The sequence below is a fragment of the Pseudomonas sp. KH_046_2 genome (assembly GCF_057838985.1).
This window is the reverse complement of the sequence record NZ_CM174480.1, coordinates 1,367,232-1,380,768: the sequence shown is the minus strand read 5'-3', so window position 1 is coordinate 1,380,768 and position 13,537 is coordinate 1,367,232. Positions and strand designations below refer to the sequence as shown.

14 protein-coding genes are annotated in these 13,537 nt (G+C 59.0%); 10 read left to right on the top strand and 4 right to left on the bottom strand.

Features of this window, described 5'->3' with window-relative positions; all coding sequences use genetic code 11:
• The first annotated feature begins 327 nt into the window (after positions 1–327).
• From AC3IX1_RS06200 to AC3IX1_RS06180, 5 genes are read left to right on the top strand one after another with little or no spacing between them, the layout of a single operon-like run.
• A complete protein-coding gene (locus AC3IX1_RS06200; protein ID WP_056720873.1) occupies positions 328–1,110 on the top strand; it encodes a transporter substrate-binding domain-containing protein in 783 nt (260 codons plus the stop codon).
• Between the two features lie 56 nt (positions 1,111–1,166).
• A complete protein-coding gene (locus tag AC3IX1_RS06195) occupies positions 1,167–1,895 on the top strand; it encodes an ABC transporter permease (protein ID WP_007971646.1) in 729 nt (242 codons plus the stop codon).
• Positions 1,892–2,602: an ABC transporter permease gene (locus tag AC3IX1_RS06190; protein WP_489387510.1), complete on the top strand. Its 711-nt coding sequence runs from the start codon at positions 1,892–1,894 to the stop codon at positions 2,600–2,602. The genes AC3IX1_RS06195 and AC3IX1_RS06190 overlap by 4 nt, the downstream gene beginning before the upstream one ends.
• Positions 2,603–2,614: 12 nt before the next feature.
• Positions 2,615–3,733, top strand: a complete 1,119-nt coding sequence (locus tag AC3IX1_RS06185; protein ID WP_489387509.1) for a succinylglutamate desuccinylase/aspartoacylase family protein — start codon at positions 2,615–2,617, stop codon at positions 3,731–3,733.
• A 13-nt stretch (positions 3,734–3,746) separates the two neighbouring features.
• Positions 3,747–4,511, top strand: a complete 765-nt coding sequence (locus AC3IX1_RS06180) for an ABC transporter ATP-binding protein (protein ID WP_489387508.1) — start codon at positions 3,747–3,749, stop codon at positions 4,509–4,511.
• Between the two features lie 66 nt (positions 4,512–4,577).
• Here the strand turns inward: AC3IX1_RS06180 and AC3IX1_RS06175 are convergent, their stop codons facing one another.
• Together AC3IX1_RS06175 and dcd are read right to left on the bottom strand one after the other, a co-directional pair.
• Complete coding sequence (locus tag AC3IX1_RS06175; RefSeq protein ID WP_008052149.1) at positions 4,578–4,787, bottom strand: hypothetical protein; 210 nt, start codon at positions 4,785–4,787, stop codon at positions 4,578–4,580.
• Between the two features lie 107 nt (positions 4,788–4,894).
• Positions 4,895–5,461 carry a dCTP deaminase gene (dcd, locus tag AC3IX1_RS06170; protein WP_007940589.1) on the bottom strand — a complete coding sequence of 189 codons (567 nt, stop codon included), beginning with the start codon at positions 5,459–5,461 and terminating at the stop codon, positions 4,895–4,897.
• A 353-nt stretch (positions 5,462–5,814) separates the two neighbouring features.
• Here dcd and AC3IX1_RS06165 point away from each other — a divergent pair, with 353 nt between their 5' ends.
• Entirely contained in the window at positions 5,815–6,024 is a 210-nt protein-coding gene (locus AC3IX1_RS06165; protein WP_002554837.1) for a cold-shock protein, read from the top strand.
• A gap of 149 nt (positions 6,025–6,173) precedes the next feature.
• On the opposite strand, the gene AC3IX1_RS06160 is transcribed toward AC3IX1_RS06165, so the two are convergent.
• Complete coding sequence (locus tag AC3IX1_RS06160) at positions 6,174–7,181, bottom strand: DUF481 domain-containing protein (RefSeq protein ID WP_489318624.1); 1,008 nt, start codon at positions 7,179–7,181, stop codon at positions 6,174–6,176.
• Positions 7,182–7,344: 163 nt separating this feature from the next.
• On the opposite strand from AC3IX1_RS06160, the gene AC3IX1_RS06155 reads away from it, so the two are divergent.
• The 4 genes from AC3IX1_RS06155 to AC3IX1_RS06140 all read left to right on the top strand — a co-directional run bounded on the left by AC3IX1_RS06155 (position 7,345) and on the right by AC3IX1_RS06140 (position 12,133).
• Positions 7,345–7,698, top strand: coding sequence for an MGMT family protein (locus tag AC3IX1_RS06155; RefSeq protein WP_489387507.1), 354 nt, complete (start codon positions 7,345–7,347; stop codon positions 7,696–7,698).
• Positions 7,699–7,742: 44 nt separating this feature from the next.
• A complete protein-coding gene (locus tag AC3IX1_RS06150) occupies positions 7,743–9,302 on the top strand; it encodes an AmpG family muropeptide MFS transporter (RefSeq protein WP_489387506.1) in 1,560 nt (519 codons plus the stop codon).
• Between the two features lie 142 nt (positions 9,303–9,444).
• Complete coding sequence (locus AC3IX1_RS06145; protein WP_489387505.1) at positions 9,445–11,160, top strand: proline--tRNA ligase; 1,716 nt, start codon at positions 9,445–9,447, stop codon at positions 11,158–11,160.
• A gap of 19 nt (positions 11,161–11,179) precedes the next feature.
• Positions 11,180–12,133, top strand: a complete 954-nt coding sequence (locus tag AC3IX1_RS06140) for a hypothetical protein (protein ID WP_489387504.1) — start codon at positions 11,180–11,182, stop codon at positions 12,131–12,133.
• A gap of 112 nt (positions 12,134–12,245) precedes the next feature.
• On the opposite strand, the gene dinB is transcribed toward AC3IX1_RS06140, so the two are convergent.
• Positions 12,246–13,307 (bottom strand): DNA polymerase IV, encoded by a 1,062-nt coding sequence (gene dinB / locus AC3IX1_RS06135; protein WP_489387503.1) that lies wholly within the window; start codon positions 13,305–13,307, stop codon positions 12,246–12,248.
• Between the last annotated feature and the right edge of the window lie 230 nt (positions 13,308–13,537).

The window sequence follows — 13,537 nt, the reverse complement described above, 5'->3', positions numbered from 1 at the left end:
TCGCGATAGCGGTCTGACATTCAACATAGAGGTTGAATGTCAGACCGCTATCGCCGTTGCGCTGACGCGAGGATGAGTCGTGTCACCCGGTGGAGAGCCTGGTGACCCTGCTCAGTCAAACCGTTTTTTGTGGCGAGATGATTTGGTGCACCCATTTCCCTGCGCCCGTTTTCGTGCATAAATCTGTCTCCGGCCATTTCCAAGCACCTTTTAAAACGCTTGTTCGGCACTCTGGTTCGGAAATTGCTACTTTCAACAGGTCTTACGCTTTCCAGTAACAATAATTCTGCGCCACAAGCGCTCATATTGGTTTTTAGGGATTGAATAATGAAAAAAGCATTGCTGACCCTTTCTGCACTGGCGTTGTGCATGGCTGCTGGCTCCGCCATGGCGAAGGAGTACAAAGAACTGCGTTTCGGCGTTGACCCTTCCTACGCACCGTTCGAGTCGAAAGCGGCCGATGGCAGCCTGGTAGGCTTTGATATCGATCTGGGCAACGCGATCTGCGCCGAACTGAAGGTCAAGTGCAAATGGGTCGAAAGCGATTTCGACGGCATGATTCCGGGCCTGAAAGCCAATAAATTCGACGGTGTGATCTCGTCGATGACCGTTACCGAAGCCCGTGAAAAAGTCATCGATTTCTCCAGCGAACTGTTCTCCGGCCCAACCGCCTACGTGTCCAAGAAAGGTTCTGGCGTGACTGAAGACGTCGCCTCGCTCAAGGGCAAGACCGTCGGCTACGAACAAGGCACCATTCAGGAAGCCTATGCCAAAGCCGTTCTGGACAAGGCCGGCGTGAAAACCCAGGCCTACGCCAACCAGGATCAGGTCTACGCCGACTTGACTTCCGGTCGTCTCGACGCAGGGATTCAGGACATGCTGCAAGCCGAACTGGGCTTCCTGAAGTCGCCACAGGGTGCCGACTACGACGTCAGCAAGCCGGTCGACAACGCTTTGCTGCCAGCCAAAACAGCCATCGGCATTAAGAAAGGTAACACCGAGCTGAAAGCACTTTTGGATAAAGGTATCAAAGCGTTACACGATGATGGCACCTACGCCACCATTCAGAAGAAACACTTTGGCGATCTGAATCTGTACAGCGGCAAATAATGCCCGGCGCCCATCTCTCGATGGGCGCTTTTTTCATCCGATCAGGTTGCTGATTTATGTTCGAAAACCTATTAGAAAATCTGGGGCTCTCTGCCTTCAGCCTCAAGGGCTTCGGTCCGCTGCTGATGCAAGGCACCTGGATGACGATCAAGTTGTCGGCGTTGTCGCTGTTGGTAGCCGTGTTGCTCGGGCTGCTCGGCGCCAGTGCCAAGCTGTCAAAAGTCAAACTGATGCGCGTGCCTGCCCAGCTCTACACCACACTCATTCGCGGCGTTCCGGACCTGGTCCTGATGCTGTTGATCTTCTACAGCCTGCAAACCTGGCTGACCTCTTTTACCGATTACATGGAATGGGAATACATCGAGATCAACCCGTTCAGTGCCGGGGTCATCACCCTGGGCTTCATCTACGGTGCGTATTTCACCGAAACCTTCCGTGGCGCGATTCTCGCCGTCCCACGGGGTCAGGTCGAAGCGGCCACCGCCTATGGCCTCAAGCGCGGCCAGCGTTTCTGGATCGTGGTGTTCCCGCAGATGATGCGTTATGCCCTGCCGGGTATCGGCAACAACTGGATGGTGATGCTCAAGGCCACGGCCCTGGTGTCGATCATCGGCCTCGCCGACCTGGTCAAGGCTGCCCAGGACGCCGGTAAAAGTACCTATCAGCTGTTCTATTTCCTGGTGCTTGCCGCGCTGATCTACCTGGTAATTACCAGCGCATCCAACTTCATCCTGCGCTGGCTCGAACGTCGTTACTCCGCCGGGACCCGGGAGGCCGTTCGATGATCGAACTCCTGCAGGAATACTGGAAACCCTTCCTCTATAGCGACGGCAACAACATCACCGGCCTGGCCATGACCATGTGGCTGCTCAGCGCTTCGATCTTCCTCGGTTTCATCGTGTCGATCCCGCTGTCCATCGCCCGTGTATCGCCGAATTTCTACATCCGTTGGCCGGTGCAGTTCTATACCTACCTGTTCCGCGGCACGCCGCTGTATATCCAGCTGCTGATCTGCTACACCGGGATCTACAGCCTCGCCGCCATTCGGGCCCAGCCAGTACTGGACGCATTCTTTCGCGATGCGATGAACTGCACGATCCTGGCCTTCGCCCTGAACACCTGCGCCTACACCACGGAGATCTTCGCCGGGGCCATTCGCAGCATGAACCACGGCGAAGTCGAAGCGGCCAAGGCTTACGGCCTGACTGGCTGGAAACTGTATGCCTACGTGATCATGCCATCGGCCTTGCGTCGCTCGTTGCCGTACTACAGCAACGAAGTGATCCTGATGCTGCACTCGACCACCGTGGCCTTCACCGCGACCATCCCGGACGTGCTCAAAGTTGCTCGGGACGCCAACTCGGCGACCTTCCTGACCTTCCAGTCGTTCGGCATCGCCGCGCTGATCTACCTGACCGTCACTTTTGCGCTGGTCGGCCTGTTCCGCCTTGCCGAACGCCGATGGCTGGCCTTCCTCGGGCCGACCCACTAGGACTAATCGTAAATGCGCCACCAGAAACATGACCTGCTGGCCCCGCTGCCCGGGACCGCACGACAGATCCACAGTTTTCACTTCGGCCCACAACCGGCCAACCGCAAGATCTACATCCAGGCCTCCCTGCACGCCGACGAAATGCCTGGCATGCTGGTGGCCTGGCACCTCAAGCAGCGCCTGGCGGAGCTGGAAGCCGCCGGTCGCCTGCGCAGCGAAATAGTGCTGGTGCCCATCGCCAACCCGGTGGGCCTGGAACAGGTACTGATGGATGTGCCGCTGGGCCGCTACGAGCTGGAAAGCGGCCAGAACTTCAACCGCTGGTTCGTCGACCTCAGTGAGGAAGTCGGCAACGCGATCGAAGGCAAGCTCGGTGACGATCCGCAGCACAACCTGCAATTGATCCGCAGCAACTTGCGCGATGCGCTCGCCCGGCAGACCGCCGCCACCCAATTGCAATCCCAGCGCCTGACCCTGCAACGATTGGCCTGCGACGCCGATATGGTGCTCGACCTGCATTGCGATTTCGAAGCGGTCGCTCACCTCTACACCACGCCGGATGCCTGGCCGCAGGTCGAGCCGCTGGCCCGCTACATCGGCGCCGAGGCCAGCCTGCTGGCAACCGATTCCGGCGGCCAGTCGTTCGACGAATGCTTCACCCTGCTCTGGTGGCAGTTGAAAGAACGCTTCGGCGAGCAGTTCGACATTCCGCCGGGCAGCTTTTCGGTGACCGTCGAACTGCGCGGACAGGGCGACGTCAATCACCCGCTGGCGAGCCTCGACTGCCAGGCGCTGATCGACTACCTGACCCATTTCGGCGCGATCGCCGGCGAACCCGCGCCCCTGCCCGACCTGCCCTACCCGGCGACACCGCTGGCCGGTGTCGAGCCGGTGACCACGCCAGTGGGCGGGCTGCTGGTGTTCACCGCATTGCCGGGTGAATACCTTGAAGCCGGGCAACTGATCGCCGAGATCATTGATCCGGTCAACGATCTGGTCACTCCCGTTCATTGCGCCACAGCCGGGCTGATGTACGCCCGCTCGCTGCGCCGCATGGCCACTGCCGGCATGGTGATCGCCCACGTCGCGGGCGCCGAAGCCTATCGCAGCGGCTATCTACTTTCGCCTTGAGGATGCACGCCCCATGTACAAACTGACCATCGAAGGCCTGCATAAAAGCTACGGCGACCATGAAGTCCTCAAAGGCGTTTCGCTCAAGGCCAAGACCGGCGACGTCATCAGCCTGATCGGCGCCAGCGGCTCGGGTAAAAGCACCTTTCTGCGCTGCATCAACTTCCTGGAACAACCCAACGACGGCGCCATGAGCCTCGACGGGCAGAACATCCGCATGATCAAGGATCGTCACGGCATGCACGTGGCCGACGCCGATGAACTGCAGCGGATTCGCACCCGCCTGGCCATGGTGTTCCAGCACTTCAACCTGTGGAGCCACATGACGGTGCTGGAAAACATCACCATGGCCCCGCGCCGGGTGCTGGGCTGCGACAGGAAAGAAGCCGAGGATCGCGCCCGGCGCTATCTCGACAAGGTGGGGCTGGCCTCCCGCGTGGCTGACCAATACCCGGCCTTCCTGTCCGGCGGTCAGCAACAACGGGTAGCGATTGCCCGCGCACTGGCCATGGAGCCGGAAGTCATGCTGTTCGACGAACCGACCTCGGCGCTGGACCCCGAACTGGTGGGTGAAGTGCTCAAGGTGATCCAGGGCCTGGCCGAAGAAGGCCGGACCATGATCATGGTGACCCACGAAATGAGCTTTGCGCGCAAAGTGTCGAGCCAGGTGTTGTTTCTGCACCAGGGCCTGGTGGAGGAAGAAGGCGCGCCGCAAGACGTGCTGGGCAATCCGAAAAGCGAGCGATTGAAGCAGTTCCTCAGCGGCAACCTGAAGTAACGACTACAGCAATACCTGTGGGAGCGAGCTCGCTCCCACATTATTTTGATCTGTAGTAACTGGTAATCAGACGACAGGCGCAGGCGGCGGCTCATCCGGCAGCGTAGGCTCGCCCGGTTCATTAGGCTGTTCGTTCGGGGTATCAGGATCTGGCTGGCCGGGAATACCCCCTGCCATGCTGACGGGCGGGTGTGCCAACAAGGACCAGGCCAGAACGCCAACCTGATTGGGTTCAAGCCTTGCCAGTTCGGCACTGATTCGCGGATCGATCTTCATTCGGCACTCCTGAGCGATGGCCCGACCCGCCTTGCGCGGATCGGAACAGTACACCCCATAGAGTGTACGCCCGCTCAGGAATTCCCGACATTTGTCAGACGGTTGACTCAGGTGCGCGGCAGGGTCACGCCACGCTGGCCCTGATACTTGCCGCCACGGTCCTTGTAGGACACTTCACACTCTTCGTCAGACTCAAGGAACAGCATCTGCGCCACGCCTTCGTTTGCGTAGATTTTCGCCGGCAGATTGGTGGTGTTGGAGAACTCCAGGGTCACGTGGCCTTCCCACTCAGGCTCGAGCGGCGTGACGTTGACGATGATGCCGCAGCGAGCGTAGGTGCTTTTACCCAGGCAAATGGTCAATACGTTACGCGGAATGCGGAAATATTCGACGGTGCTGGCCAGGGCGAAGGAGTTCGGCGGAATGATGCACACGTCGCTGTGGATGTCGACGAAGCTGCCGGCATCGAAGTTCTTCGGGTCGACGATGGCCGAATTGATGTTGGTGAACACCTTGAAATGATTGGTGCAACGCACATCGTAGCCATAGCTCGACACGCCGTAGGAGATCACACGGCTATCGTCGCTGCCGCGCATCTGGCGCTCGACGAAAGGCTCGATCATGCCGTGTTCCTGCGCCATGCGGCGAATCCACTTGTCCGATTTGATGCTCATGGCGGGTGTCCTGAATAGCGAGGTCGAAAAATTCTGTCCGGCATCTTACCGGGCGCGCCGCCGGGTTCAAAGTCCGCGGTGCAATTCTCGCCGAACAGGCAGGAATTACCTGCTCTGGCGACGAACCGTCACACCGCCGATCCTTAAAACAGAGAAACCTTCGCAAGAAGCATTGGCACGTCCCGGAAAAAGGGTTAAGGTGGCGTCACTGTGCTGCTTGTGTCACTGAGAATCTCTACACGATATGTTGAATTTCGATCCAACCATCTACAAGAATTTTTCCTGCTCTTTGCACTCAGTCTCGGCCAGGGTTCTTCCTGAGTCGCAGTTATCTTTGTTCAAGGAGTTACACCATGTCTAATCGCCAAACCGGTACCGTTAAGTGGTTCAACGATGAAAAAGGCTTCGGCTTCATCACTCCACAATCCGGTGACGACCTGTTCGTTCACTTCAAAGCTATCCAATCCGACGGCTTCAAAAGCCTGAAAGAAGGCCAACAGGTTTCTTTCATCGCTACCCGCGGTCAGAAAGGCATGCAAGCTGAAGAAGTACAAGTTATCTAACTTGTACTTGCTTTAGTAAAAAGCCCCGCCCTCAACAGCGGGGCTTTTTTGTGGGCGAGTGTTTTGTCCATATAAAAAAGCTCGCCACCTTCGACAGCTCTTGCGCTGACCTTGCAGGAGCTGTCGAAGGCGGCGAGCTTTTGGTTTTCTTACCAGGTCACGCCAAACCCTGCGGTGTAGCGTGTCTTGTCCAGATCCGAATCGTCAGTACCGCTGATGATGTCGCGTTCCGCCTTCAGGTTCAGCGATGCCCAGTCAGTCACCTTGTAGCGCAGCCCCATCTCGGCATCGAGCGCGTAGTCGGCCACCCCCGACAGCGGCTTGCCAACCTCGCCATTGGTGAAGAACTCGACACGCTTGCCGACCAGGTAGCGGTTGTAGTCCCACTTCATGGCCAAGGCGTAGAAATTGTCATTGCTGCCATCGGAAAATTCATAGTCCGTGCGGTTGATCAGTGAGCCCAGGGAGAATGCTCCAAGTTCGTTATCCCAGAACTGATACCCAGGACCGGTACCGACCGTGCGCTGACGGGAAAGGTCCTCGACCTTGTCGCGCTTGTAGACCAGGCGCCCCTGCCAGAACCATTGCTCGGTCAGGAATCGGTCGATGGAGTACTCCGCCCGCCAATTGTCCGTGGTCACCACGTCATCCTGGAACTCACGGTTGTATTCACCTTCAGCGGTGTGCCGCCAGCGACCGTGTCGCGCACTGGTCTTGAAATCGATGTCGTAGTCATCGGTGTCGTTTTCCGCCCGCTGATAATCCAGCGCGACATCGACGTTGCCTTTCCACACCAGATCCTCGACCACCGGTTTTGGCTTGAGAATCTGCTGGATGCTTGCCAGTTCGACCGTCTTTGGTGTCTCGCCGTTGGCCAGCGTGACCTTGCCGGCGTCCGCCGCTATCAGCGACTTGGCTTTCTCGCCGCTGTAGGCATCCTGCTTGACCAGCAACTCCTGATCGCTGTCCAGGGTCTTGACCTGTTTCCAGTCGATCGTCACCGCACCGGCGTACTCGGTCTGGATCAGCAGTTTGCCGCCATCGAACAGCGTGATTTTGCCGCTCAGCTTGTCACCGTTCTTCAACCACACGGTATCGGCCAGCAAGGGAGAGGATGCGCCAAGGACGGCGAGACACAGAAGGGATCTGGACAACATAAACAAAATACAGGCTCAGGCTTGCGAGAAAAGTCGGCATTATCCGTAGGAACAAGACCATGACAAGGACTGACCCGACTATTTCTGTTGAGTTCATTTCTCAACTTCCTGCGCAGGAATTACTCTACAGATAGTAAAGCAATCTTCCTCAGGACTGACGGACGTGACTGATCCAATCGATGACCCCGAGAGCGCAGCGCAAATCCGACGCACGGCGCTGTATTTGACGCTGGCACAAGTACCCGAGGGCAAAGTCGTCAGCTACGGCCAACTGGCCGAGCTTGCAGGACTGGGTCGCGCCGCCCGCTGGGTCGGGCGCACCCTCAGTCAACTGCCCGGCGACAGCAAGCTGCCCTGGCACCGCGTTCTGGGCGCAAACGGGCGTATCAGCCTGCCGGCGGGCAGCCCTTCGGGTGATGAGCAACGTGCACGATTACGCATGGAGGGCATCAGTATCCAGAATAATCGTGTTGATATTCAGCGCCATGGCTGGCGTCCGGTAGAGCACAGAGGTTAGAGTGCGCGCTTTGTTTCCGTATTTCTTGAGGCAGACTCCAGCCCATGCCCCGTAAAACCTGGCGCGCCGCGCTCGCCGCTTATGCCAGCCCCTCGACACTCGTGCTGTTGCTGCTTGGTTTCGCCGCCGGCCTGCCCTACATGCTGGTGTTTTCGACACTTTCAGTCTGGCTGCGTGAAGCCGGCGTGGCGCGTGAAACCATTGGCTATGCAAGCCTGATCGGCCTGGCGTATGCCTTCAAATGGGTCTGGTCGCCTCTGCTCGACCAATGGCGACTGCCATTGCTCGGCAAACTCGGTCGACGACGATCCTGGCTCGTATTGTCCCAGGCACTGGTCATCCTTGGTCTGATCGGGATGGGTTTCTGCGACCCGCAAAAGCATTTGTCCTGGCTGATCGCCATTGCCGTGGTCGTCGCTTTCGCATCAGCGACGCAAGATATTGCGGTAGACGCCTATCGCCTGGAAATCGCCGAAGACAATCGTCAGGCCGCCCTGGCTGCCAGCTACATGTCCGGTTACCGGGTCGCGGCGCTGCTGGCGACTGCAGGCGCGCTGTACTTCGCCGAAGGGTTTGGCTCCACCGGCTTCAACTACAAGCATTCGGCCTGGGCCGGCACTTACATTCTGTTCGGCGCCCTGATGGTCCCGGCACTGCTGACCAGCCTGTTCATGCGCGAACCGCCGGTACCGTTGCGCACGCAACTGCAGGCCGGGCGCTACAGCTTCGTGCATCAACTGGCCTCGGTGTTCGTACTGATCATTATGCTGGTGTCCGTACCGGCCATGTTCACCCAGCTCTACAACACCGACTTCGCCAGCGTACTGTTCGAAGGCGTGAGCCCGCTCGACCTGCTGCTCGAAGACCGCGCGCTCCTGCGGGCCATCCTCTACACCACACTCACTGCCCTGTGCCTTTCGGCCATGGGCCGCCGTGGCCTGGCGCCGGTGCTGACGCCGGTCAATGACTTCATCCTGCGATACCGCTGGCAAGCGCTGCTGCTGCTCGGCTTGATCGCCACCTATCGGATGTCCGATACGGTCATGGGCGTGATGGCCAACGTGTTCTACATCGACCAGGGTTTCACCAAGGACCAGATCGCCAGCGTCAGTAAAATCTTCGGCCTGATCATGACCCTGGTGGGTGCCGGCATGGGCGGCCTGCTGATCGTGCGTTTCGGCATCCTGCCGATCCTGTTCATCGGCGGTGTCGCATCCGCGGCGACCAACATCCTGTTCCTGATGCTCGCCGACATGGGCCCCAAACTGAACATGCTGGTGTTGACCATCTCCCTGGACAACTTCAGCTCGGGCCTGGCGACCTCGGCGTTCGTCGCCTACCTGTCGAGCCTGACCAACCTCAAGTTCTCCGCCACCCAATATGCCCTGCTCAGCTCGATCATGCTGTTGCTGCCACGCCTGATCGGCGGCTACTCCGGGGTCATGGTGGAAAAATTCGGTTACCATGACTTCTTCCTGATCACCGCCCTGCTAGGCGTCCCGACCCTGCTGTTGATCGCCTTGCACTGGTTCCAGGAAAACCGCCGTGAAGGCCCGACACCGACACCGGAACCGGTGCAGACTCCGGTCGCCGAAGAGTCGTAGGCTCCTGCGCAGGAAGAATCGCGGAGGGCCGAGTGAATCGCGCCCTCCTGCCACACCACCGACCGCACGCCTGTACGCCAGCGGATCTCGCCCGTACAATGCTCCGTCATTTCTCGTCATCAGCAATCGATAACGGCCAACCATGCGCACCAGTCAATTTTTGCTCGCCACACAAAAAGAAACGCCTTCCGACGCGGTCGTGATCAGCCACCAGCTGATGCTGCGCGCCGGCATGATCCGCAAACTCGCCTCGGGCCTGTACACCTGGCTGCCGATGGGCTTGCGGGTAATGCGCAAGGTCGAAGCCGTCGTTCGCGAAGAAATGAACGCCGCCGGCTCTCTCGAAGTGTTGATGCCGAGCACGCAACCGGCTGAGCTGTGGCAGGAATCCGGCCGCTGGGAAGAGTACGGCCCTGAATTGCTGCGCTTCAAGGATCGCCACGGTCGCGACTTCTGCGCAGGTCCCACCCACGAAGAAGTCATCACCGATCTGATGCGCAACGAGTTGAGCAGCTACAAGCAGCTGCCGATCAACCTGTACCAGATCCAGACCAAATTCCGTGACGAAATCCGCCCACGCTTCGGTTTGATGCGCGGCCGCGAATTCATCATGAAGGACGCCTACTCGTTCCACGCCGACCAGCCTTCGCTGCAGGTCACCTACGACCGCATGCACCAGGCCTACTGCAACGTGTTCACCCGTCTGGGTCTGAAGTTCCGCCCTGTAGAAGCCGACAACGGCTCCATCGGCGGTGCCGGCTCCCACGAGTTCCACGTGCTGGCCGAGTCCGGTGAAGACGACATCGTCTTCAGCAACGGCTCCGACTACGCCGCCAACATCGAGAAAGCCGAAGCCGTGCCCCGCGAAACCTCGCGCGCCGCTCCGAGCGAAGAGCTGCGCCTGGTCGACACCCCGAACGCCAAGACCATTGCGCAACTGGTCGAAGGCTTCAACCTGCCGATCGAGAAAACCATCAAGACCCTCGTGGTACACGCCGAAGAGAAAGGCAAGCTGGTTGCCCTGATCATCCGTGGCGACCATGAGCTGAACGAAATCAAGGCCGCCAACCAGCCAGGCGTTGCCAGCCCGCTGGTCATGGCCTCGGAAAGCGAACTGCGCGACGCCATCGGCGCCGGTGCCGGTTCCCTGGGTCCGTTGAACCTGCCACTGCCGATCATCATCGACCGCTCGGTCGAACTGATGAGCGACTTCGGCATCGGTGCCAACATCGACGACAAGCACTACTTCGGCGTGAACTGGGAACGCGACCTGCCTGTTCCAACCGTTGCCGATCTGCGCAACGTTGTGGCCGGCGACCCGAGCCCGGACGGCAAGGGCACCCTGGAGATCAAGCGCGGCATCGAAGTCGGGCACATCTTCCAGCTGGGCAACAAGTACAGCAAAGCGATGAAGTGCGAAGTGCTGGGCGAGAACGGCAAGCCGGTCACCCTGGAAATGGGTTGCTACGGTATCGGCGTGTCCCGCGTGGTGGCGGCTGCCATCGAGCAGAACAACGACGAAAACGGGATCATCTGGAGCGACACCCTCGCGCCATTCCAGATCGCCCTGGTGCCGCTGCGCTACGAGACCGAGCAGGTTCGTGAAGCCACCGACAAGCTGTACGCGGAACTCACCGCTGCCGGCTTCGAAGTGCTGCTGGACGACCGCGACAAGAAAACCAGCCCGGGCATCAAGTTCGCGGACATGGAACTGATCGGCATTCCACACCGGATCGTGGTCAGCGACCGCGGCCTGGCCGAAGGCAACCTGGAATACAAGAGCCGTACCGAGGCCGACGCACAAGCGCTGCCGGTCGCCGACGTGCTGTCCTTCCTTCAGGCCCGCATCCGCCGCTGATAGCAGATATAGAGACGTCATGTTCAAGCGAAACACCTTAGGCCTCGGTGGTGCCGCCTTGTGCGGCGCCCTGCTGGTCAGCGGCTGTGCCAATCACATGTCACAACGCAGCGAGCACGAGGAACGGATCGAGCGCAAATTGCTCGATCACAGCCTGCAGATCGATGTCGGTGAGCCCAAGGTGCTTGAGCTGCCGCAACGGCGGGTGAAAATCCACGAGCAGAAGACTTTCGAAGTCACCGAGTACGAAGTCACTCGTCACTACGATCGCTATACGCCGTACCAACCCTGGCGGGAGATTTACGAAATCCCGCTGGGCGCGGTGGCCGTGGTGGCGGGTGTCGGTGCCAACGTGGTCAATGTGTTCGCCCTCGGCAATCTGCCGGACAGCGTGACCAAGGACTGGCTGAGCTACGGTTTCGCCGGGCTCAACCCGTTCATGAACGTGCAGTCCCACGGCCGCGCGCAGCAGAACCTGGCCGGTATTGATGAAGTCCAGCGCGACAAGCGTACGGAATACTCAAGCCTGCCCTGGAGCGAGCGGCCGGTCGAGGTCAAGGCCGGCAAGGAAACCTTCGAACTGACCACCGACAAGAACGGCGTGTTGCGCCTGAATCTGTTGGACAACCCGTTCGCCGAACATGACATCAATCACCTGAGCCGGTTGCTGATTCGTGTCGAGGATGCCCAGGACGACGTACACAGCGACTCCTCGCTAGCCGTCAGCAGCACCTTGCGCAGCAAGCTCTATGAGGCCCACGGGCTGATTTATGACGATCTCGAGGGCGACGAAGTCAATCAGTGGGTCCACCGGGTCAAGCGCCTGTCGGAACTGGGTCTTGAAGAAGAAGCCAGCGAACTGGAACAGAGCCTGATCGAACTGACGCGCAACGATCCAGAATTGCAGACCGAATTCCTGAAGTCACTGGCCCAGAATGGTGAGCGACTGGTGGCGAATCCGGGGCTGAACTAAAAAGCCAGGAGCATTCGCGAGCAGGCTCGCTTCCACACAGGATTTCAGGTGTTCACAAATCCAATGTGGGAGCGAGCCTGCTCGCGAAGGCGGCCTGACATTCACCACTAAGCTACCGCTCAAACAACTCCATCTGCTCGAACCCACCCCGCAAGTCCTCCAGCCGCACTCCGACACCCAACAACCGCACCGGTTTACCGCCGCGATTGAAAGCCTGGGTCAGCATCAACTGATAACTGCCCAGATCCCGCCCTGCCCCGGCCTGCTCCAATGTAGTCTGGGTGAAGTCGTGGAACTTCACTTTGACGAATGGTTTGCCCGGACGATAGCTGCTGTCGATCCGCGCCATGCGACCCGCCAGGGTCTCCAGCAGTTCGGGTAATTTTTCCAGACAGCTCTTGAGGTCCGGCAGGTCAACGTCGTAGGTATTTTCAACACTGATCGACTGTCGACGACTGTCGTTGTGTACCACACGGTCATCGATCCCACGGGCCAGGCTCCAGAGTCGCTCGCCAAAGCTGCCGAATTCACGCACCAGCGCCAACTTGTCCCACTCGCGCAATTGCAGGCAATCGGTGATCCCCAGCTTGCCGAGCTTGTCGGCGGTGACTTTGCCGACCCCGTGCAATTTGCTCACCGGCAAGCCACTGACAAAGTCCTCGACCTGGTCCGGAGTGATGACAAACAGGCCGTTGGGCTTTTTCCAGTCACTGGCGATCTTGGCCAGAAACTTGTTCGGCGCCACACCCGCCGACACGGTGATATGCAACTGGTTGGAGACCCGGCGCCGGATGTCCTGGGCGATGCGCGTTGCACTGCCAGCGAAATGCGCACTGTCCGACACATCGAGGTACGCCTCATCGAGCGAGAGCGGTTCGATGATCTCGGTGTAATCGCGAAAGATCGTATGAATTTCCCTGGACGCTTCTCTATAGGCATCCATGCGTGGCTTGACGATGGTCAGGTCCGGGCACAGCTTCAAGGCATGCCCGGAGGACATCGCCGAACGCACCCCGTACGCTCGCGCCTCATAATTGCAGGTGGCGATCACCCCACGCCGGTCCGCCGCCCCACCTACCGCCAGTGGCTTACCGGCGAGGCGTGGGTCGTCGCGCATCTCTATGGCCGCATAGAAGCAGTCACAATCGACGTGGATGATCTTGCGTTGGGTCATAGCAAAGCCGTGTTCATGGCAAAGAAAAGGCGTCATGGCGTGCCGGATAAACAGTATCTCACCGACACCTGTATATAGCACCAGTAGTCTGAATGTTCTTTTCCATTCGTAGGAAGAGTCGATTGTGAATTTATTTTTTCAATCGAAAAATTACTTTCAATAGACGCGCAGGCCTTGTCCTGCCTGCCTCACAGACCGGTCGATCGCCCCTTTTGAACGCTAACCGATTG

What these genes read in the sequence shown, in the direction of transcription:
- AC3IX1_RS06200 (WP_056720873.1), top strand. Translation starts at nt 328, where the DNA reads ATGAAAAAAGCATTGCTGACCCTTTCTGCACTGGCGTTGTGCATGGCT.
- AC3IX1_RS06180 (WP_489387508.1), top strand. Translation starts at nt 3,747, where the DNA reads ATGTACAAACTGACCATCGAAGGCCTGCATAAAAGCTACGGCGACCAT.
- AC3IX1_RS06175 (WP_008052149.1), bottom strand. Translation starts at nt 4,787, where the DNA reads ATGAAGATCGATCCGCGAATCAGTGCCGAACTGGCAAGGCTTGAACCC.
- AC3IX1_RS06195 (WP_007971646.1), top strand. Translation starts at nt 1,167, where the DNA reads ATGTTCGAAAACCTATTAGAAAATCTGGGGCTCTCTGCCTTCAGCCTC.
- dcd (WP_007940589.1), bottom strand. Translation starts at nt 5,461, where the DNA reads ATGAGCATCAAATCGGACAAGTGGATTCGCCGCATGGCGCAGGAACAC.
- AC3IX1_RS06160 (WP_489318624.1), bottom strand. Translation starts at nt 7,181, where the DNA reads ATGTTGTCCAGATCCCTTCTGTGTCTCGCCGTCCTTGGCGCATCCTCT.
- AC3IX1_RS06190 (WP_489387510.1), top strand. Translation starts at nt 1,892, where the DNA reads ATGATCGAACTCCTGCAGGAATACTGGAAACCCTTCCTCTATAGCGAC.
- AC3IX1_RS06165 (WP_002554837.1), top strand. Translation starts at nt 5,815, where the DNA reads ATGTCTAATCGCCAAACCGGTACCGTTAAGTGGTTCAACGATGAAAAA.
- AC3IX1_RS06140 (WP_489387504.1), top strand. Translation starts at nt 11,180, where the DNA reads ATGTTCAAGCGAAACACCTTAGGCCTCGGTGGTGCCGCCTTGTGCGGC.
- AC3IX1_RS06185 (WP_489387509.1), top strand. Translation starts at nt 2,615, where the DNA reads ATGCGCCACCAGAAACATGACCTGCTGGCCCCGCTGCCCGGGACCGCA.
- AC3IX1_RS06145 (WP_489387505.1), top strand. Translation starts at nt 9,445, where the DNA reads ATGCGCACCAGTCAATTTTTGCTCGCCACACAAAAAGAAACGCCTTCC.
- dinB (WP_489387503.1), bottom strand. Translation starts at nt 13,307, where the DNA reads ATGACCCAACGCAAGATCATCCACGTCGATTGTGACTGCTTCTATGCG.
- AC3IX1_RS06150 (WP_489387506.1), top strand. Translation starts at nt 7,743, where the DNA reads ATGCCCCGTAAAACCTGGCGCGCCGCGCTCGCCGCTTATGCCAGCCCC.